The organism is Rhodopirellula sp. SH410 (assembly GCF_055811895.1).
The window spans coordinates 4,216,527-4,237,592 of the sequence record NZ_CM147949.1; the positions used below are offsets into that span (position 1 = coordinate 4,216,527).

Genomic DNA, 21,066 nt, shown 5'->3' on the forward strand with positions numbered 1-21,066 from the left:
GCTGATTGTAGCACCTCAACGACCACCGCCATACAAGCCCGAAGCGCAAGCGAATGACACTCCTGCTCAGGTCGCTCTCTTACACGTCAGGCTTGTATTGTTCGAGCTCGCACTCTCAACCGACGCCGCAAATCAAACTACACACCCACTAACTCGGGGATGGCCTCAAACTCAGGCCCGCTACATGGCTTGAAATCGGCTGGCCAGCATCCTTGAAAGCGACACAAAAGTCTCTGCTGGAACGGTGCGTCGGGATTCACCTTCTGAGCGAATAAATTGACGGTGCCGCTGGGACAATCTCGCAGCAGTCGGGTCAAGTCATAGGCCAAATAGCGAGGTGCATAGCCGATGTGCGTTTGGCCCGAATCAATCGCAACCGCGAAAGGGTCGACCGGGTTGTCGGGTTCACATCGCAATGTGAGACGGTCCCCGGCGTGCATTTGCAACAAAGCCTGGATCGCATCGCTGCGGTCCAGTTGATATCTCATGCCGTGTACGAAAAAGTGGTTCAGATAACAACCATGGTCATCTGGAACCGGGCACGGGAACACCTCGATCGCATCGGTTTTCTTGATTCCCTCACTGCGCTGAAGCAACACCAATGGTTCTGGCGGATCGGCGGGATTGAAGTCGTTCCAGCGAAGAAAGTCATTGTATTCTGGGCGTGACTTTGGAAGCAACCGATTCAACAGCACCGGAAACAATGCTTCCGACTGATAGACCGCTCCCAAATCTGTCATTCCATCAAACGGCCGGAAACCGTCCAAACCACGAGCGCCTTCGGTGTAACAGAAGCGATAATTCACCGCGTTTCCGACGGACGACCGCATTGCATCCACCCTTGCCACTGGCCCCCAACGAGGGCTTGGCTGTTCGGTGTGCCAAGCGACAAAGAGTGACGAAATGGGTTTCACGAGATTTCAGTTCCTTGAGAAAGCAGAAGGTGTTGATTGGTCAACAGCAGCTCCAGTGTAAATTCTTTCGCCGACCGAGTCATCCGCCCTTCGGGCACTTGCTCAATCAGTTCCGCAAATTGGTGACGCTCGATGCCGCTAAGGCGCTCCATCCAAAAGTCACCGACGGATCTGTCGATTTCCCGCCACTTAGCGAAGCAATCGTGACTCCGCAACGTTCGGCTATCCGAGGTTGTGTCGTAGAACCCCGACTTGGCTCGCCGGGCGAAGGCTTCCATCTGCCGCTGGCGATCACCAGCATCCAAACGACGCCGGCGTTTGAGATCAGGTTCGTTACGTGCCAGTCCCGCGCCGTGATCAAACGTCGGCGCGAGCCAGCTTCGATTACCTTCCCGAATCGCACCCCAGTTCTGATGGTGACGATCTTGGTTGGCGATCAACGTGTCCAGCATCACATAGCCAATGAAAACATCCACCGCACTGCTGCACACGCCCTCTGGACGCCAATGCTCGTCGATCGGTGGAGGATCCAACTTTTCAAGGACTTTCGCGACGGCCGAAACCGTGTGCTGACGGACGCCGTATTTCTTCTCCTCTTCTGCGGGATATTCGGGGTCGACCTCGACCATCAATTGATTACCCAAGACAAGCGCCCTCGGCTTGTTTGCAATATTGGGGCAAACAACGCCGGGTAGGTCATTGCGAGTATCGTGCGCGAGCTCGTAAGGCACATGCGGCAGACCGAGCAGCTCACAGATCCTCGCGGCGATCACTTCTGCCCAGTCTTCACCGGTCTCGCGATTGTCAGCTTTGAACAACGTTCGATGATTTCTAAACGTGAACCAGAACTTCGGTTTGGTGCCGAGCTGCTCCAAATCTTCTGAAAGACTAGCGTCAATTTGATGAATAGAGTAGGGCGTCACGACAACCCACCAAGCATGGCGTTATCGCGATCCCCTCCAGCATTGGGCAATTCAACGAGTCGATCGAGCACCTTTTTCTCAAAGTCATCTGGCCAGCGAAGTCGAGGCTCTTTTTCGTCTTGGGCCGATCGCCGAAAGAACCGTACCTGCTTGACTCCGGGTGGTGGAAGAAACTCGCATCGAGCTGACAACGCCAGATCTTGCCATCCGTAGGCGTTGAGGACCGCACGGTCCATGACTTCGTGAAATCCTCTCAGCTTTTGAATCTCTTCGCTGGTTTCGTTTCGATCATGGAAGCGATCCATCAGCTCGATCAGTCCCGCATCTGAATGGATCAACGTGTTGGTCCGAAAGTCGAAAAACTCCGATGTCGCCTTCTCGAGTAATTCATTTGAGCCTGCCGGCATAGGCATCATTTGAGGTCTGGCGATCAACCGTTGCGATACCGCGTCGGAAGCAAGTTGTTGCTGATGGGCATTCCAAATGTCCGACACTCGAGACAACGACACGGACAGCTCCAGCCATGAGTCACACCGATCCCGAGGTCGTGCAGCGTCCAATGCCGCCACGCTGGTCCTTTGGTCGCGGAGGTCATCTAACGATATCAATCGTGAATCTCGTTCGATGAACACTTTCAAGAAAACGCTTCCACCGAAAGATTTCCGATCGGGCTCAAACTCCCGGCTGATCCGTGTGAGTGCCTCGTTGATGCTATCGACTTCGATATCCAATGCAGCAACACGGCAATGTCCGCCGGCAAGCCCCGCCTTCTTCCCCGGAATCAACGAGAGCGACACATCGGACAAAAGCTCGATTGGCACGTAGGCACTGGGGTGCCCCGTTTTTTGAGGCTTCTCAAGTGCTTTTTCTTTCATTGGACCGGGAACACGATTCCGGTTCACCTGCGCCAGCAGTTCCGTTCCTGCGGTCAAGAAAACGACGGTCTCGCCCGCCGTCCAACGTTCGCGTTCTTCATCCATCGCCAAGGCGATGGCGGGCATGAACAATTCAGCGCAAACGTTCGGCTTCAACTCCGGCAGCTTTCCACCGCCGATCAACTGCCACTGTCCGTCGATCCATTGCACGGGAATCCGAACGGTACGCTCAAATGCATCCGGGATCATGGATTCTTCGCCGTCTTAGCATTCCAGCGTTCAAACTGTGGGTCATTCGACTTTGGAGTGGGGAAGGCATCAGGAATTCGCACGCGAGTTGGAAGTGGAATTGCAGATCCAAACAAAAACGCCTGCTGACGTGGCAAACCTGAAATCGCCGCAACTTCTCTTCGGTCAAGCCACTCGGTGGCATTGCTGACCGCTTGTATGTCGGCTTGTCCGGTTAGCCGAAAGCATGCCCACGTGCCGCATTGAGATAGAACTGTGCCGGAAACCTCCGATGGCCGCTGAGTACTGATCCAAAGGGCCCGATTGAACTTCCGCCCTTCTTTCGCAAGCCTCTCGTACGCCAATGCATCGCCGGTTGATCCATCCTCAAGCGATACGGAACGCAGGTAATGGTGGGCTTCCTCCAAGACAAGTAATGTCGGATAGGCACGGTAGGCGACTATCTCTTTCGTAGTCGACATGCTGGCAGTTGTGGTGTCGTCATCGCTTGGATCGAGTCGACGAGGGTAAGCTTTCTTTTTTGCCATTGTTGATGCTGTTGAGAATTGGTTGGACAAGAGTAGACGCTAGAACTTCAGCTTCAGCAACCGACCCGCAGGTTCGCGGCCGTGGAGGATTAGGCGGGTGTGAGGTTCGTTTTCGATGCGGTAGCTGGGGGGAGCGTTGGTGGTGGTTACGATGTATTGGAAGGACGGGGGTGAGTTGCCGAAGACGCTTTCAAGGTAAACGGCGACGTCGAAGAGGCGTTTGAATAGCGGCATCTCCATTTCGCCCTCCCGAGGACTGTCGTGAATCAGGAACCTGGGGTGGTTGCCGACGCCGGCGATGCTGGCCATCACGCTGGCCAGATCGAATGCGATGACCGAGGCCATCGCGCTGAGCGCGCGACCATTGGGGGTCAGCTTTTGAGCCGGCTTGGGTTGCAGCCCGTTGCCGTCGACCTGGAACGTGCCGGTGGCGTCCTCGTCAAAGAACCGCTGCAGAACCTGTGTGTACGCGACCGACGCATCGTGGACCCGTTGGCGGTGGTCCATCGCTGACCGCGCGACATCCTGAGTTTCGTTGGAGGCCTCGATCGCCTTGGATAAGTTGGAAACGTTTTGCTCCAGTTCGGTCGTCGCGTGCTGGACGCCGTCGAACCGCGTGGCGTCGCTCACGTGTTGTTTCCACTTGCCGATTTGCTCGATGAGTTTGGTTTCACTCTCAGTCAGACGTTCCTTGGCCAGACGCAGGTCTTCCTTTGCAGCTTTGACATCCTCCTCGAGTCGCTTTCGCAATTCGCCCGCTTCCTTTTCCGCCGTGGTTTGCTCTTCGATGGTTTGGGCGGTGTCGGCCAGACGTTGGACGTTTCGTTCGTCTCGGGCGTGTTTTTGGTCTTGCTGCCGTTTTTCGCGAAGCCAACACGGATCGGCCTGACATTTTTGCAGCAGCGGTGGTTCGTCACCAGCAGATTGCAAGTCGCGTTGATACTTTCTATTCCATTTGACCGACGTCGAAGCTTCCGTCTCCGCCGCCTTCGCTTGATCTAGCCTCGATTCGATCTCAGTGAGCTTGGCTTCCAAGCCTGGCACCGGTGACGACTCACGGACTTCTCCCAGTATCGCGTTACTTTGATCCAACATCGCTTGTGCGTGTTCTAGAAACGAGCATTCTGGATTGCCCGCGAGAAACTGCGAATCATCGCCCTCCGGAGATTCCGTTTTCGGGGTGTACCCCATCGAATCTCGCAGGTTCTGCTGTGTCAACGTCGTCGTCTTCGATTGTCGTTCGGCGGCGGCTTTGGCTTTGCGATGTTCGGCCAACAGTCGACGGTGTTCGTTCTTCACCCTCGCCTCGTCCGGCGTCATCAGCCCGCATAGCCACTGCATCATCAGTTTGTGAATATTCAGATCGCCCGGCGAACCGGAATTGGTGTCGGCGTGTCGCCAATCATTCGCTTGGCGATAGCCGCATTCGCAATCACGGGCCAGCCAACCGAGAATGTCCAACCACTTGGGAGTTCGATCTTTGGCGATCTCCAATCGAGGCAAGTCGCCCCCGATGGCGGCATCCAGGCGTCGAAGAAACACTTTTAGTGATTGTTTCTCGGCGGAATCATCCAACGCGGCCTGCCATTGGTCGCTTTCGATCGCATCACTTTCCGCAGCGTCGTGTTGGTGCAACGGCCGGCGGACGATCCAATCCTGCCCATCTACTCGCCAATGAGCGACCACGACGGCATCCGGCAACACCTTGGCGAGTGCGTTTTGCGATTCATCGGAGGTGTAATTCGTTTCACCGGCGGTGTAGCGGATCAATCGCATCAGTAGCGTCTTGCCCACGCTGTGGGCGACAACACGTTCTTCGTTCTCTTTGCGTTCCTCCGTGCGAATGATGTTCAAGCCACAGTCGAAGGGAATGTCGCGAATTACCGCATCACGATCCGGCTGCCGCAGAACGACCAAGCGGCGAATCCAGACCAGCGGTTCGGTGCGATGGGTGTCGGGCACCAAGTCCTCATGCAGAGGAAACAAGACCGGGTTTGGCATCGGTCACCCCCTCGTTGCAAGTCGCCATGCCGTTGTCGGCGTCGATGGCTTGTTGAAAGATCAACCGAGTCTCTTCGAGTGCCTCGGTTTCCTTCTTTGAGATCGTTCCGAGCGGCGGAGGCGTTTCGCCGAGCGTCCAGATTTGCTGGTGTTCGCTTGGGTGTTTGGCCAGAAAGCCCTTGTCGACCAAGCCACCGATCACTGCGTCGCGGCCCGGATCGGCGGCAGGAATGGTCTTTGGCAGATCGCCCAATCCAAGCTTTGCCTTTCGCAATTTGGGATAACGCATCGCGATGAAACCTTCATCGAGTCCATCACGAGTAATTAGGTTGAAGTGCTGGACCAGCAGCACCACGGTGCGTTCGTCACGATCAAGCTCCTTGAACAGCGGAGTTGGTTCGACCTTCTTCGGCTTCTTCGCTTTCTCCTTCTTCTCTGGCAACTGCGAACTGGCAACTAACAACTCTTCTTTGTGGCGTTGTTCGTTGAGTTCGAGGAGGCGGGCGAGGACTTCGTCGCGGAATTCGTCGGGCCAGCGGAGACGCCAGGGCTTTTTCTTTTTGGACTTTTTCCGCGCTCCCGCTGCGGGCGGCCCCGCGTCAGCATCGTCTTCTTCCTCTTCGTAGTCGAGCAGGAACTCACAGCGAGCGCTCTCGGCGAGGTCGTCCCAGCCGTAGGCCCGCAGCACCGCTCCATCCATCAAACCGTGAAGACGACGAAGCTCTAAGATGCCCTCCGACTGCTCATGCGGATCATGAAAGCGGTTGTATGTCTTCGTGAGTCCCTCATCTGCGGAAATCATGAGTTCCGCTCGAAATTGGTACAGTGCATCGCCACTCCGCGTCAGGTCCGCACAAGTTGATTCACCTGATATATCCGCGAGGTTCGGCACTGGCATGGGAAACGTCTCAAAAACGTCGGAGATTACATATCGCAATCGGTCCTCCAAAGATGACCCAAAGAACCTAAACCAGGTCTCGTGAATCTGCGATTGAAGAATCGCAAATGTTGCGAACGAGTTCTGCGCAAAGACGACGTGCGGGCCGGACACGATCGTTTTCGCGTCTATTCTCGCGAATGCAAGATACGTCGAAGTAAACGGGTGCATCAACACAAAGTCCAATTCTGCGATAGTGTCTTGCAGTTCTTGTCGCGGTCTCTCAAACTGCCACCACGGCGCGGTTGAATGCGATCCGCGCTGCCCTTTCACTTTCGACTCGACGATCGAAATTAGATCAGGCCATCGTCTCGCTTCCGCTTCAGACATGGTCCCAAAGTTGATTATGAAGCGTCGGTGTTCGTGTCGCGGATCATTCAGCACTTCATCGCCGCCGATGTACGGGAAAATCCGCTCTTGATTCGCAGGATTTGCGTCGATCAAACGCCGCATCTCATCAATGGGTGTTGCTACACCTGATTTGTCGTTGTCGTCAAACGTCAGCCCCATTCCGAGCGGAATTGGCCCTTGGAAAACAATGCCGTCATTCGCCTTTAACGTTCGTGGATTTTCATGCCCTCCGGCATGGAACAAATAAGCAGAAATGAGTGGCACGTCGCGACCGTCCAAAGTGCAAGCGCCGTTAGCAACAGCTTCGGGCTTTTTGACAACATTCACGATACTGACAACGACTGCGGCAACTCCTGGCCACTTGTAGCGGCGAATTGCATTGAAGATCGTTCCACCATGCGTGCAAATCCATCGAAGCCCTGTTGAACGAGTGTCACCTTGACCGATTGTGTTGGTCGCTATCAGGCCGAACGCGCCACCTTGACGTAGTAAGTCGAATGTTCGACGGAAAAAGTGTGCAACTAAATCAGCATTGCCATGCGAATCCGCGTGAACAGACTTTAGCCAATCAGGAAAGCTCCTATGGCTTCCTTGGGAAATAGTGTTCTTCCCCGCAAACGGCGGATTCCCCACAAACGCATCGAACCCGCCATTCTCCCTCGCAAACACTTCAGGAAACTCAATCTCCCAATGAAACGCAGGGATGGGGTGCGAGCCTGCGCGCAGCCGCGCGGCGGCCTGGCCCAAAACGCGACGCGACTCGAAATCCACCTGCTTCCCACGCCCCGCGGTCAAACTCTCTAAATAAGAGCTGGCGACTCCAAACAGACGCTCGGCGTGCTCTTCACGCTCCTTCTTTTTCTGACCCGCAAAGAAACCGCTCACACACGCATCGCCCACCAGACGGATCAGGTCCAGCGCCTCATTGGCGAGGGCCATCTTTTGTTGTTGGTCGCGATAGGCGACGTCTTCGCGGGCATTAAGGATCTTGGCCCGCGCTTCGGTCGCTCGGTCCAGACGCCGCTGTATCAGGTCTTCGCCAAATTTCTGCTGCTTTTTCACTTCCCAATGGAAGCCAATGATTTGCTCGCGCGTCAGACCCACCAGCGAATCGCCGTGACGCAGGGCATGGTCCAGAAACGTGAAGGCGTGGTCTTTGGCTAGCGTCACCAGCCATAGCGAGAGTTTGGCCAGATCGACCGCCATCACATTCTTGTCCACTCCGTACAGACATCGCTGGGCGATCAGACGGCGGGCGTAAAGCACTTCGTCTTCATCGGGGGGAATGTCGGTCGGGACGACATCGTGCGCGTACCACGCTTTGATCAGTTCATCGCCCAGTTGGCGGCACGCTTCGACCAGAAAGGCTCCGCTGCCCATCGCCGGGTCGCAAACTTTCAGGCCGAGGATTTGGGAGGGGTGGGGTGTGCCGACGGTGCGGGCGGCTTGAGCGTGTTTGACGGCTTTCTGTGACAAGCGAACCCGCGCACCCAGTTCGCCAGCAGTGTAACGTCGTTTGTCTTCGCGGCTGGGCGAATAGACAGCTGGTTCGGGTGCTTCCCGATCGCACAACTGTTTCAATATCGGTTCAAGAGTCGTGCGAACGATCGGCTCGGTCAACGACCGCGGGGTGTAATGCGATCCGCTGCGACGTCGTTCGTCCGATGGCTGCAGAACGATCGCCCCAGCCGGCACCACTCGCGGCGTGACTTTCTTAGCGATTTTCTTATCGAGTGCGGTGAGCAGTTCTTCGATGTTGGTCGCAGCTTTTAAAAGTTTGGCATCGGCGGTGCCGACTTTCTGATCTGCGTTCTCCTTGAGCCACTTGCCTCGATCCTTGCCTTCGGTTTTTAGCAACTCATCGAGGTTGGCCGTCGCCGGCGCACCGTGTGATTTGACGGGCTTGATCGCGATCGACTTGCCGGCAGCGACCTGCAAGTTGAATCCCATCACGGTTTCATACACGCTGCCGATCTGTTCCACGTCGAGCGTCCGGTAACTAAGTCGTTCACCACCGAGGATGAGCAAGTTTTTCAGGACGCGGAACACAATTCCGTCCGAGACCCGTGGTACCGGCGTTGGCTGGTCAAGGGCGGCGTCGCGTCGGGCAAGCGAGGACTTCGTATCCTCGTTGAGCTTGAATTCTGGTGTGGCTTCGGCAACTCTTTGGGCTTCTGATTCGGCTTGGTTGACTGGAAATTCAAGAGTTACTGGGGGCTCGGAAGGGGCTTGCTCAGGTCTAGCTTCTAATGTGCTGTCACTCGATGCGGTCTCCGTCGAGGCGGTGGATGATCGGCCTTCCAAGAATGGATAGCGATCGGGATCGAACAGGTATCCTTTTCGGGCGGGTAGTTTGAATTCGCCGTGCTGGCCGCCTTCGTAGACCAGTCGGAACAGCGTGACGAGTTGACTCCAAGCGCCAAACCGCTGATCCATCGTGTCGGGGAACCGGCCCTCATCTTCTCGCAGACGCTCGAACAGCCCGGTGACGCTGTAGTGATTGCTGTAGATCGGATCACTGGACAGCAGGTCGCGGTCTTCCGAGTAGAGGATGAATACCAACCGCATCAGGACGGTCAGTAACCCGGAATAAACTTGGTTCGGATCGCGGTCGAGAACGCCTGATAACAATTCACCATTGCGAACGTCGTTGGCAGCTTGAAAGCCGCGCATCAATTCGTACAGTGCCGCCAGGACCTGCTCCGCCAGTTCAGTGGAGACCGTATTTTGATACTTGCGGCTGTTAAGCAGGATTGCAGGCAACCGTTGACTGTCGCCCATGGAGAACATGCGTTCGGCCGACAACAGCATGTGCAGGGCGGCGAACATTGGACGACCAGCAACCTGGGCCATTTCATCCACATTGAACGTGGCGTAGCCACTTGTTTCGCCACGAGGCGAGTAGACGAGCCGAAGGGAGCGTCCGTTGGACAATAGCCCAATCGGAACTTCGGTCTCACGCAGCAATCGTTCAAACTTGGCCTGTGGTGAAGCGTTCCAATGTCGACTGCTATCGGCGTCGCCGGCGTCATCAAGGTCCGTGGCGGCGGGCCATTCCTGGATCAACAGCATCCATGGGTTCTGATCTTCGTCGGGCTTGAACACGGGCACCGCATGCGTCGGCCGCAGTGTTTCATTGTACTGAGGCAAGACGACTTCCAGCTTGGCCATGTTGCCATGCAGGACTTCGCGAGCCGGTATGTCAATTAGGTCTTCGGCTTCCCAGCCCAACACAGCCTGGACGAACTCACGCAGATCGCGAATCTCCGGGATCGTCGTACCGGCCTCGTCTTGCACCAAGCATTCCAAGAACCGGGCATGTTCGCCCATAATGTTCTTGTTGACGTAGCACTGGGCTTCGAGCATCGCGGGGATCGAAACGACAAGCCCGATGGGCTGGACGTATCCCAGCCATTCGATGTGAGCGAATTCTTCAGGTGATTTAGCCATGGATTGTTACCCCGTCACCGGCCAGAGGTAGACCAGCCCAACCGGTTCGATCCGCTTGGCTTGGACTTCGTAGATGCTTGCGATCCGATCCGGCTCCGTTTTCAGTTCCTCGCGGAGTTCTTCGAGACGCTTTGCCCAGTAACGCTTGTTGGCGTCAAGTTGCAGTAGTTCATCGTCGATCTCACCAAAGTCGAATCGCATTTGCTTGGGGTCGAGTTTGGAAATGCGCTTGATGGTCTCGGAAATGTGTTTGCGCTGCGTTTCCAAGATTTCTCGCATCGCCTTTGCCTCGGCGACTCCACGGGCCGTGAGTTTCCTTTCCGCATCGGCCGCGTATTCCTCGCCGCGGGTTTCAAGATGCGTTAGCAATTCGCCGATGTCGCCGGCGGCGGACTGCCTGAGCTGTTCGATGACCTCAGGGGTGAGCTTTATGCCACCACCATCGAGCAATGAGTCGTTCAATAAGCCCATCGTCTTGGCTTCCGCGTCTTTCGCATATGGCGAAAGCGGGTCTTTGCGGATGCTGGGGGCCGACCAACGTGCGGTGACGGGAATGAGTTCTTCGTGCAGGCGGGCAGCACCCTCGCCATACAGTGCCAGACGCCCGAGAAGCACGACGCGGGGAATCGAGTCGGTTGCCTGGGCAAAGCAGGCTCGCGATAGATCGTGATGAACGAATCCCTGAGCCGTGAACCGTCCAAGCAGGCGTTGGACGACACGTTGTTCGAGGTGCAAATGAACGAAGTCATCACCGACGACGCCAGGGTCTTCAAATACAACGGGGCGAATGGGTGACGATCGCCGCCATTCCCACAGTTTTTGGTCGCGTCGGCGCGGGACACGCAGCGTGTCCATCGTTTCGGCCCATGTCGGATCGGCACCGGACCGTTCGTCGATGGCGGGAAAGGTAAAACACCTGGCCCCATCGTCGTCTTTGGTCTCGTCGAGAGTCTCGGTGCCGAGCAGAGCCAGCGAGCATGAGATGGCGGATTGAAAATGTTCGTCGCTGAGTCCAATGCTCTTGCGAGATTTCTCGAGCAACGTTCGCAGTCGATCGATCTGCTGGCGAAGATCAGTTTGCCGCTCTCGCGAGGCTTCGAGTTCGTCTTCGATAGCCGCTCGATGATTTTCGGCAATGTCGGTGGCGTCGATCTCCGCTTCGAGGTCGTCGATGGCACCGTGTCGAATGCCCAGGCTCATGGACTTGGTCAGCTTGGCGTCGATGACCTGGGACAGGCTTCCCAATTCCTTCTTAATCGTTTCTGTCTTGCGAACCAGGACTTGAAGAATGCGGTCTTCGGGCCGCTGGGTGTAGACGAAGTAGTGACAGAATACTTCGTCTTTGGCTTGCAGCTTACGGTCGATTCGTCCGTTTCGCTGCTCCATTCGGCTTGGGTTCCAAGGCACGTCGAAGTGGAACAGGTTGCTGCAGTGTGCTTGCAGGTTCAGACCTTCGCGGGCGGCATCAGTAGCGATCAGAATCCGAACCGGGTGTTTTCGCGGATCGGTGTTGAAGGCCTGCTTAATCTCTTCCCGTTTGGGTGGCGGTGTGGGGCCATGAAAGATGTTGATGCGAGCGTCGGCGCGGTCGCTGCCGGCAATGGCAGCTTCCAGGCGACTCACCAAATAGCGTTTCGTGTCGTCGTACTCGGTGAAGATCAACACACGAGTGTCGTTCCACTGGGCATCTTTCTTTCCCAGGTCGGGACACATGTTGTCGCGAATCCACTGGATCAGTTTTTCCGTTCGCGTGTCCGTCTTGCCCCGTGATTGCTCGGCAACGTCGGTCATTTCCTCTAGCAGTTGTTGCTCGCGAGCGAACAAGCCTTGGGACGCTGCGTCTTTCGTCGGCCCCATCGTTGTCGCGGAGACTGCTTCGACTTGGGACGCGACCTCGTTTTCCATTTCCTCTTCGGTCAGGGTGGCTCGCTCGTCGTCATTGTCGACACTTCCGGATAGCAGATCGGCTCGTCGCGGTGTCTCGGCTTCGACGATCGCCTCGGCTTGCATCTTTTCCCATTGTCGCTTGACCGTCTTGCGATGCACTTTGAGTGTCTTCGCGAAGGCTTCGATCGACGACAACAGTCGCTGTTGAAGGCCCGTGATCAGCAGGCCGGATGCGGCTTGCTTGCGTTTGGTTTCGTTTTTGAGGCGTTCTTCACGAGTCTGCCGGTATTCATTCAGCAGACGTGAGAGTTTGAGTTCGGGTGCATCGTCTGGCAGTCCGTCGATGGTGACCTGGACGACGCGGCGTTTTGGAAAACCACCTTGAATTTCACGAATGTCCTCTTTGATCCGGCGAACGACCGTTTCGTCACGAAACTTCGCTGATACAGGGACACCGCGACAGAAGCGTTGCGGGTCGAGGATTTCTAGCAATGCCGAAAAGCTATTGGAGTGCCCGTTGTGGGGAGTCGCGGACAGGAACAAACGGTGCTCGAAACGCGGGGCCAAGTCGCGGACGGATCGAGTGATTTGGGAGTCGATTGCGTACTTTTGCCCGCTCGATGGTGCCGCGTGGTGGGCTTCGTCGAGAATGAACAGCGATCCACTGCGAAAGGTGCCGAGATGATCGCGGAGTGGACCGGCGTAGGCTTCGTCGATGAGCAACCGATGGGAGATTAAGAATCTTGTGTGGGTGCTCCATGGATTGACGCTGAAACCGCGCTCCCGTCGAACCCGTTTCATGTAGTCCTTGTCCAAAATCTCGAACGTCAACCCGAAGCGGGCTTCGAGCTCTTCTTTCCATTGCAGCAACATCGACGGCGGGCAGGACACGAAGATCTCGCGGACCTTCTTCCGCAGCAAAAGCTCGCGTGCGATGAGTCCCGCTTCGATTGTTTTGCCCAGGCCCACATCGTCAGCGATGAATAAATTGACGCGAGGCAGCAACAACGCCTTTCGCAGAGGTTCCAGCTGATAAGCGTCGAGTCGGATACCTGCACGAAACGGTGATTGAAAGAGTTTCGGATCGGTCGATGTGACGCAGTTCCACTTGAGCGTGTTCAAGTAAGCGGCAAACACCTTTGATTCGTCGAAACCCTTTGCCGCGATTGACTCCCAGGCTTCGCTCGTCAACACTTGCGGATCGAGTTCTTTTTCCCAGAGAACTTCAAGAGGCGCACCTTGGTTGTCGTCATCAACGCAGGATAATTTCACCAGAGTGCTGTCCGCGACCCGTTTCGGCTTTACGATTTGCTCAACCAAATAGGTGCGTTGGCGTACGCGAGCGATCTGTCCAGGCTGAAGTGTTTCAATGGTCGTTGTCATGCTGGTCTTCCTGCCCTGCGGCTTGCTTACGATTACTTCTCAGACTTACTTCTGCCTCGCTGGCGTCTTCGCCGGTCGCTAAATTCGTTTCTGGAACTGCTCCAAACTCGGCGGACACAGCGGTCAACGCCTGAGCGGAAAGCATGCCTGGTTGGAAAGTTTATTCGGGATTGATTCCTCGTGGGCGCACCGGCCTCGGACCGTCGTCCCGATAGGGTACCAAACCGTGCGGCAACATGCTGCTAGGTTCACAGTTTGCCTGAAATAACCTCATCTAGCTCAAAGCCCCACGTTTTCGCAAACTCTGCGAGTTCGCTGAAGCCGCGAAAGTGTGTGGTCCCCCAATTTTGCACTGAAAATCCACTCCAAAACACGACACGTCATCTCGGTGTCCAGCGGGACGCGATTGTACGGACGAGCAGTGTGCCAGCAGTTGTTCATCGACGACCAACGAGGCCCACTTTTCTGAACCGATAGCACTCCCGCTCGCTTCGTTAGCTTGCACCCTGTAGTACATTCCAAACTCGATCAGTTATTGCTAAGAACATTTGGCTGATAGCTAAAAAAAAGCTCACGATGCCCAACCGGATGCGATCCGGCTGGGTTCGCGAGTCGGGGTGTGGTGAACGTCATTTCGACGCGGGTTGTTTGCCTTTCAGCTCATCGATCAACGTGGACGCCTCGCTGATCGTCAGTGCTGAGAGTGCCGATGCACCAAACCGATCGTGCAGCGTGCGGTCGAGCGTGATGCCTTGTCGCTTTGACATGATGGCGATCGCGTTGATCTGTTTTTCAGTCGCAAAGCGTTTCATCGATGGTTGGTGACCGGTCGGTGCTGTTTGCGAGGGATCCCGCTGCGACGGCTCGTTCGGAAGCGATTGTTCTGCCAGCATCCGGCAACGCCGGACGGCAGCAAGAATCGCGTCATTGCTCGCCTGAGCGTCCAGGGGCACGGACACCCGGACTGCTGGTCCTGACTGTCCATGTGAGCTCTCGGCCGTAATGCCGAGTGTGATTGCATTATGCAAACGTGTTCTCCTGAATGGATGATGTGAATTCGCCAGCGACGTTCAGTTCGCTGGCGAGTAAGTTAAAGGTGAAATCGCTGTCCAGTGGCATATCGCGTAGCCAGCGAGTGAATTGATGCACGGACAAGCCAGCGGCAATGGATGCCGCGTAGATTGTCGATTTTGCTGTGCATGTTCCTGCGTGAGCGTCACCCTGAGCGAACAAGGTCGATTCGTACGAGTGACGTGATTTGCTGGGCTCAGCCGTCAGTAAACGAATCGTCTCGCCGTTCATCCGAGTATCAATCAGCAGTTGGATCCGCCTTTGAAGGCATCGCCACACCGCTGCCCGCGTCGCGATGCTGTCGACACAACAAAACACGACTTCACCGACGGTGTGCATTGAGCGGAAGCGGTCGATGATGTAGTCGATCTCGATCGATGGATCGATGCGTTCGACTTCCAACGTCGTGGCAAGGGCCTTCGCTTGCCCGACCTCATCGGCCCGGTAGCCTTGCGTGGTGACGTTCGTCAGCTCGACGGTGTCGAAGTCAATCAGTTGCAGCTTCGTGACGCCGATCGAGGCGAGTTGCAGAGCGACTTGACGACCGATGGCTCCGACGCCGATCACCGTAACGCTGGTGTCGCGGATACGATCTCGTGGAACGAGACTCGCTTGACGCTCGAAACGATCTTGGTTGGTATTCAAGATGCCACCCATTCACTTTCCGACCAGCCGGTGTCATCCCGCCACTCAAAGGGATCACTGCTCAGTGTCCTCGGACGCCGAGTGAACGGATCATGAACCGTGACAGCGGCTTCGTACTCGGATTCCCAAAGATCTTGATCGGTCTCCGGGAATTCGGTGTTATAGTCGACTTCGACGCCCAGCCGCTTGTTGCATCCCGGCCCGACGTTCATCCGCAGCCGAGCGTATGTGGCACCGCCGCGAGCGACGATGAACATCACGGCCCAGTCCGGGGTGCCAAAGGCACGCTGAAACGTCTCTTCGTCCGTGCCACTGGGTAGCGGTGACGAGCCGGGATGCGTGTGCAGCCAAATTCGTCCACACGTTTCAGGCGTGTGCCCCTCGTCGATCTGATCGTCGAAATAGTCCGCAACAGCGGAGTCATCGAATGACACCGTAACGGGCGTGCAGATCTGTTGGACCATCGCCACCGACTCGATCAGCAGTAGATCGTCGGGACTGGTGATACCGAACATTCCGACCTCCGTGTTTCCCAGGTCACGCAGGAATAGCAATTTGGCCCACGCATAGGGCGTGAACCGTAGGCTCTGACGATTCCTCGCTGGGATCCGACGTCGACTCCCCTTCTTCTTCGTTAACGCAATCATCGCATGTGTCCTCCGTTAGACAGTCTTGGCAAAAGGGTTTGTTGCATCGGTCGCAGCTTGAAATGCAGCTTCCGCAAAATTGGTCTCGGCAGCCTTCGCACTTCGTCATGCAGTCGTCACAGTGAGTTTCACTGCAACCGTCACATGAGCACGTACATCCGCAGCAGATCTGGGCGTCACATTGATCACACGAGCAAATGTCGTCTTCATCAACGGTGCTGCCGCAGTCCCGGCACTCGGTACCCGACCAGTCGCCCAGCGTGGTGTAGGCACTGTGTGGGTTGTAGGTGTGCAGTACCTGATTCACGATTGTGAAGAAGTCATGCAGTCGTCCTTCGGTCAGAGCCAACTTGATCGGCCCCTGGCCCTCGCCTTCGCAGAGAACTTCCGACTGCACGTGCGGATGAGTTGTCGAATCACAACTCGACGCTGGGTTGGGATCAACTGCGACCACGCGATAGGGACATGACTGTCCCAGATACTTCAGCTCCAGTTCGATTCGGAACGCACCGAGGTCGGTGTACTCGATCTCGATGGGTTCAGTGGTGACCGCGATGGTTTTCTTCGTAAAGTCAAAATCGCAGGCTGGAAATTCAGCTTCGATCGCCAACAGGTCGGCTGTGACATCAGCTAGCGAAATGCTACGTCGTGGAGCCATCGACGCGGCTGCCGCATAAATGGCGTCATCGACTTCGCGTTGAAGATCGTTCAGAGCGTCAAGCAGACGCTTGCCAAGCGACCGCTCAGCACCGTGATATTGACGTGATCTAGCGACTGATATCAAGCGTTGCCATCGCTTCACCTTATCCGCCGATGGGACTCGAAGCGTCTTTTCCTGCTGTGAGCAATGACGATCAACGGCCGCCTTGACGAGTCCCGCCATCCGCCAAGCACGCTTGACGGTGCGGCGGCTCTGTGGTGTGAGGCGACTCACGATCCGGCACCTTCGATCTTGGTTGGCGTGATCGAGACACGGTCTCCTTCGACCAGGATTTGGTCGCTGGAGACTGGCTGGCGGTTGACTCGAATCAAGTAGTTCGATTCCCTGCCTTCACCAATGCGTTGGTTGAACAGAGATTGCACCGTCGTATCGGCTTCGATGTCGATGTGGTTGGCGAATCCGGCTCCGTCGTTGTTGATAAAAAGGATTTTCATGGTTTGTGGTTCCTGGGTTTGTTGTGATGGGGATGTGCGGTCGTCGCCGGCGTGTGTTGGTGTCTTCGCCGTCGGGTTCCGCGTGGGACAAAAGAGCGACCGGCGACACGTTCAGAGTGCCGCCGGTCGAGGGTCGCAGTGGTGAAACCGGTGTCCGGTTTACAACGCTGCAAAATCAAATGATGTGGTCGCATCGAAGTCCTCTTGGTGGGCCTCGAACTCGTCCCAGTCGATGACGTGGGGGCCTAGGTGTTCGGCTTCCGGATCGCTGATCGGCTGCGAGGGATTGGCGATCAGAAAGCCGAGACGCTTGATGGTGGAGACAGAGTCGCCGGTGGTACGAGCGATGTTGCGGTACATTTCAGCTTGAAACATGTGCATGGTTCCTGAGTTGGAAGGTGTCAACGAAAAAGCCCTCGTCGATCGGCATGGTGCCAATTCGCGAGGGCTAGGAGAGAAACGAATCGATTGGTGAAGGCTTAGCGGGACGCTGGCAAAAGCCAGTGCTCGTTGAGCCATTGAAGTTCGGCATCGAGTGCCTCACTACGGATGTCGAACGGACCGAGCATCGGACCGTCGACGGGTGAAAGGTCGGCCATCCATTGGCCGTCGTCGGTGGGTTCGACGTGCGATCCACGGCGTATATCGATGCTCCCGAGTCTGTGAAGCTCGATCGCTTCGCAGTACACGGTTCGCATCATTCCATGCGGCGTGATGACAATTTCCATGTCACCGCTCATCGGGGTCGTCGCTGGATGTTGCGGCGTGGACGATCAACCAGAAGCTGATCCAAACCAGCTTGCACCGACGCCATTCGAGTGGAAACACTCTGGCGAAGTTGCTCGCTCGTTCGCAGTTCCTGCGGGCCGATTCCGTTGACTGCCGCTCGGGCCTGACTGACCAATTGATCGAGCTGCTCATTGGATCCGATGTTGAGAGATCGGAAACGATCGAAGAATTCGTTCAGGTTCGTCACAGCCGAGTCGCGAAACACTTTCGGCTTGCCGTCCTCTTGGCCAGCGATCCGCTCAGTCAAGTGCTCGACGAGCTTCGCAAGTTCTTCCAAGAACGCTTGCTCGGCAAGCTCGACAGCCTCCACGAAACGAGACTGCACACGGCGGCATTCCGATTCGTAGACTTCCGGGTTAAGCTGCCGCAGGTAGTTGGGCGGCTCGACAGCCGGAAAGTCATGCGTGATCGCGAACTCATCGACCAGCGTGGCTGGGTAATCGCTCACGTCAAACAGGTCGCCGAGTCGGTCACGAGCGGCTTCACGCATTTCAGCGAAATGCAGATCGAGTTCGGAAACGGCAACAGTCAGCTCGTCGCGAAACACTTCCATCTGTGAGTCAAAGTCACCGATGGTTTCACGTTTGATGAGCCGCAATCCCGGTTCGGGATAGGGAAGCGACACCGTCTTCCAGTACGACACTGCTCGCGATCGAACCGACGTGACCGCTTTGTACGCGGGATGGGTCGTATCGATCAGCTTCTTCGACGCCGACAGGTATTTCGACTCAGCGTCGAAGGAATCGGCAGCCTGAGTCTTCTGTTCGGACGTCAGCGTCTTGCGAACGCCGAGCCAGTTGAAACTGAGCCTGGCCGCAGCCATCGTTGATCGCAGTCGATCACTGGAGGTGGTGACGCTTTGGGACGTCGGTTCTTCGAGGACAGTGGACATGTCAAAAATCTCCAAAAGAAAAGCCGGAAGCCGATCGCGATGATCGACTCCCGGCAGGGGTGGCAAAAAACGAGTGGAAAGAACAGCTAGCGGTCGCTAAGTGTTCGAGGATTGCTGTCGCAATCTTGGGGACGAATCTACTTCTCGATGCGGCCTTGATGGCCTCCTTCTGGGACGATCTCATTGACTTACGAACGGCCATCCAGTTGAAGATCAGCCGGACGGCATCCCAGTTGGGACACCGTCCAGTCAGGTTTAAAATCCGGATTTTAAACCCGGATTTCAGTCACGGACTTTAGTTGTTCGACGGTTCTCGATTGACTCGGCGACGAGTCTTTGGCGAACCGTTGGTCTGCTGATAGATGCCAGGGCGACTGGCCGACAGACATCGACCGCTGGCCCAGGAACGCAGTTGCCCCACGGACTCTGCCGCGGTCACCGCCACCGGCACGACGTTCTGTGCCGCCTGATTCAACGGCAGATCAAGTAACGCTGCCAGACGGCAGCACGACTTGATCTCGGCCCCAGTCCAGTTCGTGTCATCGGGAGCACTCTGCGCGGCGTCAACTTCATAGAGATCCCGATAGATCTTCCAAATCGCATCCTTCTCTTCACGACTGGGTAGATCGAGAAAGAACACACCGTCGAAACGTTCGCTGCGGCTGAACTCAGGTGGCAGCTTGGAGACGTCGTTCGCTGTACAGACCACGAACACATCCGACTCGTGATCATTGAGCCACGATAGGAACGTGCCGAACATCCGTGATGCCACGCCTGAGTCTCCACTGCCGTTCATTCCCGCAAACGCTTTTTCGACTTCATCGATCATCGCCACGCAGGGCGCCATCGCATCGATGATCTTCAGTGCCTGACGAGTCCGTTCCTCAGACTGCCCGACAAGCGAACCCATCAGACTGCCGACATCGATGTTCAAAACGGGCCGACCAACTTCCTTTCCCAGTGCTTTGCAGAACTGAGACTTGCCGCATCCTGGTGGTGACAGCAATAGCACACCACGCGGTCGATTGCGTGAGTTGCCTCGGTGCGACTGCAGCATGGCCCGCTTGCAGAAAGCCTTGAGTGCCGACAGGCCTCCCAGGCTGCTGAAATCCTCGCCGCCGCGGTACAGCGAAAGCAGACCACTTTTCTTTAGCGTTTGGGTCTTCATTTCCCAAACCGCATCGGCAGTGATCCGTTCCTGACGGACCAGTGACAAACTGAAAGCGTTCTCAGCTTCCATGCGAGTCAAGCCAGCCGCAGCGTCGATCACCGTTTGAAGCTCGGAGTCTTTCGGCAATTCTCCCTCTTCGGTGGCGATTCCCCGCGCGATCTCATCGAGTTCCTGGCGGTTGGGCAGGTCATGCTCCATCACGACGAACATCTTTTCGAGTTCCGTCGGGATCTGCACCACCGGTGAAAGTACGACCACGATCGTGCGGTTCTGTTTGCCAGCCACGATCTGCCGTGCCAGTGCCTGGACGACTTCAGCGGACTGCAGGAACCGATGAAAATTCTGCAGTACGAGAATCGCTGTGCCATCAGGCGAGGCGAGAGCGTTGATCGACCGGATCGCGGTCAACGGATCGTTGCCGATCGTGTCCTGCTGCGGTTGATCGGGAACGTTCAAGCCGGATTCAATGTCCCACGTTGCCAGTTGCCACTGTTGATCGCGGCAGAGCTGAGCGATTTCGGTAAGGGCATCTTGGTGTTCGTGTGATTCGATCCAGATGCCCGTAAAACAGGCTCTCACGTACTCCGTGAGACGGGTATTGAGTTTCAAGATTGATCTCCTTGTTAGTGGTGTTGTTGGTGGGATTGCGACTGATTGGCCTGCTGATGAAACTCAGCGGTCAGTTGTTCGCTGGTACGTTGACCAAGAGCCTGCTCGATGAACTGACTGGCCTGTCGGCACTCGCTGCCTGTAAATCCCTTGGTTTGGACTTGCGTTTGTCCCGTCGGCGTGACGACGATTTCGATGGTTGGCATCATGCGGCACCTCCCACCGTGACGGTTAACTTGATGGAGCCGTCAGCGAGTGACTGCTCCGTCACGGTGTGCCCCTTCAGATGAGCTTCCCGTTTTGCCTTCTCGACAGCGTAGGCTTGCAAGAAGCGATCGAGTTGAGCCTGTTTGCCCCAGTGGCCGTTGTAGGTGTCGAAGCGAGCCTCGCCGGATCGCGTGTCGAACACAGCCGGGTATCGCCAGCCCGAGAGATTGACAATCACGCCGGTTGCCTCGCTGCTAAACAGCTTGACCGTGCCCCGCGTGGGCGGATCCAGCTTGAGGCGTCGGCAAGCGGAACCGATTGCGACCTCGTCTCGGACTTCGGTTTTGATTTCCACAATGTGGCTCATGGATTGGTTCTCCTGG

At 56.3% G+C, this 21,066-nt stretch carries 19 protein-coding genes; all 19 read right to left on the bottom strand.

Going from position 1 to position 21,066, the window contains the following annotated elements; all coding sequences use genetic code 11:
- Positions 1-137: 137 nt before the first annotated feature.
- The 19 genes from SH410x_RS15290 to SH410x_RS15380 all read right to left on the bottom strand — a co-directional run bounded on the left by SH410x_RS15290 (position 138) and on the right by SH410x_RS15380 (position 21,050).
- A complete protein-coding gene (locus tag SH410x_RS15290; protein ID WP_473668537.1) occupies positions 138-914 on the bottom strand; it encodes an HIRAN domain-containing protein in 777 nt (258 codons plus the stop codon).
- Positions 911-1,837 carry a HipA domain-containing protein gene (locus tag SH410x_RS15295; RefSeq protein ID WP_473668539.1) on the bottom strand — a complete coding sequence of 309 codons (927 nt, stop codon included), beginning with the start codon at positions 1,835-1,837 and terminating at the stop codon, positions 911-913. Before SH410x_RS15295 ends, SH410x_RS15290 begins: the two co-directional genes overlap by 4 nt.
- Entirely contained in the window at positions 1,834-2,961 is a 1,128-nt protein-coding gene (locus SH410x_RS15300; protein ID WP_473668542.1) for a hypothetical protein, read from the bottom strand. The genes SH410x_RS15295 and SH410x_RS15300 overlap by 4 nt, the downstream gene beginning before the upstream one ends.
- Entirely contained in the window at positions 2,958-3,518 is a 561-nt protein-coding gene (locus SH410x_RS15305) for an ATP-binding protein (protein WP_473668544.1), read from the bottom strand. Before SH410x_RS15305 ends, SH410x_RS15300 begins: the two co-directional genes overlap by 4 nt.
- Positions 3,519-3,527: 9 nt before the next feature.
- Entirely contained in the window at positions 3,528-5,489 is a 1,962-nt protein-coding gene (locus SH410x_RS15310) for a hypothetical protein (protein WP_473668546.1), read from the bottom strand.
- Positions 5,458-10,227 (bottom strand): Eco57I restriction-modification methylase domain-containing protein, encoded by a 4,770-nt coding sequence (locus tag SH410x_RS15315; RefSeq protein WP_473668548.1) that lies wholly within the window; start codon positions 10,225-10,227, stop codon positions 5,458-5,460. The genes SH410x_RS15310 and SH410x_RS15315 overlap by 32 nt, the downstream gene beginning before the upstream one ends.
- 6 nt (positions 10,228-10,233) lie before the next feature.
- Positions 10,234-13,497 (bottom strand): DISARM system SNF2-like helicase DrmD, encoded by a 3,264-nt coding sequence (gene drmD / locus SH410x_RS15320; RefSeq protein ID WP_473668550.1) that lies wholly within the window; start codon positions 13,495-13,497, stop codon positions 10,234-10,236.
- Positions 13,481-13,642 carry a hypothetical protein gene (locus tag SH410x_RS15325; RefSeq protein WP_473668552.1) on the bottom strand — a complete coding sequence of 54 codons (162 nt, stop codon included), beginning with the start codon at positions 13,640-13,642 and terminating at the stop codon, positions 13,481-13,483. The genes drmD and SH410x_RS15325 overlap by 17 nt, the downstream gene beginning before the upstream one ends.
- A 484-nt stretch (positions 13,643-14,126) precedes the next feature.
- Entirely contained in the window at positions 14,127-14,525 is a 399-nt protein-coding gene (locus SH410x_RS15330) for a hypothetical protein (protein ID WP_473668554.1), read from the bottom strand.
- Positions 14,518-15,213 (bottom strand): HesA/MoeB/ThiF family protein, encoded by a 696-nt coding sequence (locus SH410x_RS15335; RefSeq protein WP_473668556.1) that lies wholly within the window; start codon positions 15,211-15,213, stop codon positions 14,518-14,520. Before SH410x_RS15335 ends, SH410x_RS15330 begins: the two co-directional genes overlap by 8 nt.
- Positions 15,210-15,728, bottom strand: a complete 519-nt coding sequence (locus tag SH410x_RS15340; RefSeq protein ID WP_473668558.1) for a hypothetical protein — start codon at positions 15,726-15,728, stop codon at positions 15,210-15,212. The genes SH410x_RS15335 and SH410x_RS15340 overlap by 4 nt, the downstream gene beginning before the upstream one ends.
- A gap of 22 nt (positions 15,729-15,750) precedes the next feature.
- Positions 15,751-16,794 carry a hypothetical protein gene (locus SH410x_RS15345; RefSeq protein WP_473668560.1) on the bottom strand — a complete coding sequence of 348 codons (1,044 nt, stop codon included), beginning with the start codon at positions 16,792-16,794 and terminating at the stop codon, positions 15,751-15,753.
- Entirely contained in the window at positions 16,791-17,015 is a 225-nt protein-coding gene (locus SH410x_RS15350) for a molybdopterin converting factor (protein WP_146409757.1), read from the bottom strand. Before SH410x_RS15350 ends, SH410x_RS15345 begins: the two co-directional genes overlap by 4 nt.
- Positions 17,016-17,174: 159 nt before the next feature.
- Positions 17,175-17,390 (bottom strand): hypothetical protein, encoded by a 216-nt coding sequence (locus SH410x_RS15355; RefSeq protein WP_146409758.1) that lies wholly within the window; start codon positions 17,388-17,390, stop codon positions 17,175-17,177.
- Between the two features lie 104 nt (positions 17,391-17,494).
- A complete protein-coding gene (locus tag SH410x_RS15360) occupies positions 17,495-17,755 on the bottom strand; it encodes a hypothetical protein (RefSeq protein ID WP_473668563.1) in 261 nt (86 codons plus the stop codon).
- Positions 17,752-18,696, bottom strand: coding sequence for a hypothetical protein (locus SH410x_RS15365; RefSeq protein WP_473668565.1), 945 nt, complete (start codon positions 18,694-18,696; stop codon positions 17,752-17,754). The genes SH410x_RS15360 and SH410x_RS15365 overlap by 4 nt, the downstream gene beginning before the upstream one ends.
- Positions 18,697-18,991: 295 nt before the next feature.
- Positions 18,992-20,476, bottom strand: coding sequence for an AAA family ATPase (locus SH410x_RS15370; protein WP_473668567.1), 1,485 nt, complete (start codon positions 20,474-20,476; stop codon positions 18,992-18,994).
- 14 nt (positions 20,477-20,490) lie between these two features.
- Positions 20,491-20,682 carry a DUF2997 domain-containing protein gene (locus SH410x_RS15375; RefSeq protein WP_473668569.1) on the bottom strand — a complete coding sequence of 64 codons (192 nt, stop codon included), beginning with the start codon at positions 20,680-20,682 and terminating at the stop codon, positions 20,491-20,493.
- Complete coding sequence (locus tag SH410x_RS15380; protein ID WP_473668571.1) at positions 20,682-21,050, bottom strand: DUF1257 domain-containing protein; 369 nt, start codon at positions 21,048-21,050, stop codon at positions 20,682-20,684. Before SH410x_RS15380 ends, SH410x_RS15375 begins: the two co-directional genes overlap by 1 nt.
- Positions 21,051-21,066: the final 16 nt, after the last annotated feature.

What these genes read in the sequence shown, in the direction of transcription:
- SH410x_RS15380 (WP_473668571.1), bottom strand. Translation starts at nt 21,050, where the DNA reads ATGAGCCACATTGTGGAAATCAAAACCGAAGTCCGAGACGAGGTCGCA.
- drmD (WP_473668550.1), bottom strand. Translation starts at nt 13,497, where the DNA reads ATGACAACGACCATTGAAACACTTCAGCCTGGACAGATCGCTCGCGTA.
- SH410x_RS15310 (WP_473668546.1), bottom strand. Translation starts at nt 5,489, where the DNA reads ATGCCAAACCCGGTCTTGTTTCCTCTGCATGAGGACTTGGTGCCCGAC.
- SH410x_RS15350 (WP_146409757.1), bottom strand. Translation starts at nt 17,015, where the DNA reads ATGAAAATCCTTTTTATCAACAACGACGGAGCCGGATTCGCCAACCAC.
- SH410x_RS15375 (WP_473668569.1), bottom strand. Translation starts at nt 20,682, where the DNA reads ATGCCAACCATCGAAATCGTCGTCACGCCGACGGGACAAACGCAAGTC.
- SH410x_RS15325 (WP_473668552.1), bottom strand. Translation starts at nt 13,642, where the DNA reads ATGCTTTCCGCTCAGGCGTTGACCGCTGTGTCCGCCGAGTTTGGAGCA.
- SH410x_RS15355 (WP_146409758.1), bottom strand. Translation starts at nt 17,390, where the DNA reads ATGTTTCAAGCTGAAATGTACCGCAACATCGCTCGTACCACCGGCGAC.
- SH410x_RS15315 (WP_473668548.1), bottom strand. Translation starts at nt 10,227, where the DNA reads ATGGCTAAATCACCTGAAGAATTCGCTCACATCGAATGGCTGGGATAC.
- SH410x_RS15365 (WP_473668565.1), bottom strand. Translation starts at nt 18,696, where the DNA reads ATGTCCACTGTCCTCGAAGAACCGACGTCCCAAAGCGTCACCACCTCC.
- SH410x_RS15300 (WP_473668542.1), bottom strand. Translation starts at nt 2,961, where the DNA reads ATGATCCCGGATGCATTTGAGCGTACCGTTCGGATTCCCGTGCAATGG.
- SH410x_RS15340 (WP_473668558.1), bottom strand. Translation starts at nt 15,728, where the DNA reads ATGTTCGGTATCACCAGTCCCGACGATCTACTGCTGATCGAGTCGGTG.
- SH410x_RS15360 (WP_473668563.1), bottom strand. Translation starts at nt 17,755, where the DNA reads ATGAGCGGTGACATGGAAATTGTCATCACGCCGCATGGAATGATGCGA.